Annotated in this window: 1 protein-coding gene and 1 pseudogene; both read left to right on the forward strand. The window is 48.2% G+C overall.

All coding sequences use genetic code 11. The features are described from left to right. Window positions 1-19: 19 nt before the first annotated feature. Complete coding sequence (locus H096_RS32920) at window positions 20-1,273, forward strand: site-specific integrase (RefSeq protein WP_050593414.1); 1,254 nt, start codon at window positions 20-22, stop codon at window positions 1,271-1,273. Next, window positions 1,266-1,904, forward strand: a pseudogene (locus H096_RS05085) (hypothetical protein); the annotation flags it as partial. The gene H096_RS32920 and the pseudogene H096_RS05085, both read left to right, overlap by 8 nt.

Below are 1,904 nucleotides of genomic sequence, written 5' to 3' on the forward strand. Positions count from 1 at the left end.
CCTTAGGAGTGTGTAAACAATGAACCCTTACAGAATCAAACTCGTGCGGTTCGACGGTGGTGAGCGCTTTCCAGTGCTTTGCCTTCAGCAAGACGGCATGCCCGTGCACAGCGCTAACCTTTGGGTACTGACAGAGTTACGAACGGCGAATTTGTCGACGAGCACACTCCAACAGGCGCTTCGGTCGTTGATGGTGCTGTTCATTGTTTTTGATGAACTAAAGATAGATTTGTCCGCCCGTTTGCGCGACGGCCAGTTTTTAACGGTTGGAGACATAGAAGCTATCGTTGGGGCGTGTAAATTACCAATTACAGCGGGCGACAGAAAAAAAATTGGAAATGGAAAGTTTGTATCGCCATGGTCTACCAGTGGCTTTAGTACGCCAAAAATTCATCCTGGTACTATTGCTATACGGCTTTTATACATTGCCCGTTACCTTGACTGGATTGCGACCGACCACTTACTAAAAACAGGCGCAGGAAACCCACATTTTTCAGGGGTGGAAAAACTCCGTGAACTGGTTTCTACAGCCATAAAGGCTCGCATTCCTTCAGTGCAGCGCTTATCCAATGTTACGCCTCGTGAGGGCCTAACTGAACAAATGGTATCGCTACTGCAACAGGTGGTTGCTCCAGAGTTTGAGCATAATCCGTGGTCTCATGAATTTGTTCGGCAGCGAAACTACTTAATGATTCGCTGGCTATTGTCCTTGGGAGTCAGGAGAGGTGAGTTGCTTGGTGTCAAAATCTCGGATATTAACTTTCAGACCAATGAAGTTTTAATTGCCAGGAGGGCAGACGATCCGGCGGATCCACGGTTGAGACAGCCGAATGCCAAAACAAGCGGTCGATTATTAGCGCTCGACGCAGAGTTGGTAGCGCTCACGCGAGCGTATGTAATGTCCATTCGTCGAAATGTTACAGGCTCGCGTAAGCATGAATATCTTTGGGTAGCCGGTGGCTCAGGAAAACCACTGAGTCTTGCGGCGCTAAATAAAGTATTTATCACTTTACGGCAACACTGTCCGGAACTACCAGAAAACATCTGCCCTCATCTCCTTCGCCATACCTGGAACGATATTTTTTCGGAAGCGATTGATAGAAGTGATGTGTCGCCGACCATGGAGCAAAAACTGCGGTCACGATTGATGGGGTGGTCCGAAACATCCGGAATGGCGATTGTGTATAACCAGCGTCATATCAAGAAAAAAGCCACCGCTGTGTCCTTGCAAATGCAAAAACAATTGCGTGTGGAGGCTCCTTCCGATGATTAAAAAACCAGGGGAAAACTACGTAATCGATGGAATTGATTTCTGTCCTTCACTTCCGTCGGTAATTCGTAGCAAAAGCGGTATCGCGTTTGATCCTAACCGGCCTGCTTGGTCGTACCGGGACGGTGTGTATTCGGTTTACATGGATTTTTCTGGGCTACATTTTTCTGCTGTGCTCATGGCTTCATTCCATCTTACGTTGATTTGGTTCGTTGAAAATAGGGCGCCAAGTACTGTGATGGGTCGCTTTGCGGCTTTAAAAGCATTTGCCTTGCGATTGCAAGAGGGGCGCGTTGAACCGTTGGAAACTATCTGCGGAAATGACGTATTGATACATTGCGATGCCAATGACTTTCAAACACGCGATCTCTTTGCGTTTTTACGCCGATGGCATGCCATGAGCTTGCCGGGTATTCAGGATGATGTGGTGTACGTCCTGGACAGGAAAAAGCTCCGGAAGCGAGAAACCGGAATCGCTGTATTGACGTGGGATCCCGAGTTGGGTCCATTTACTCCAATTGAGCAAGTGGGTATTCAAGATGCCCTGAATGAAGCTTACGGCGCAGGGCGTTTGAGTGAGGACATATACCTGCTGGCATGGTTGTTTATTGCGTTGGGTTCCCGCCCTGTTCAG

Source organism: Pseudomonas sp. FH1 (assembly GCF_000510895.2).
In the GTDB taxonomy this organism is placed as follows: Bacteria; Pseudomonadota; Gammaproteobacteria; order Pseudomonadales; family Pseudomonadaceae; genus Aquipseudomonas; species Aquipseudomonas azotoformans_A.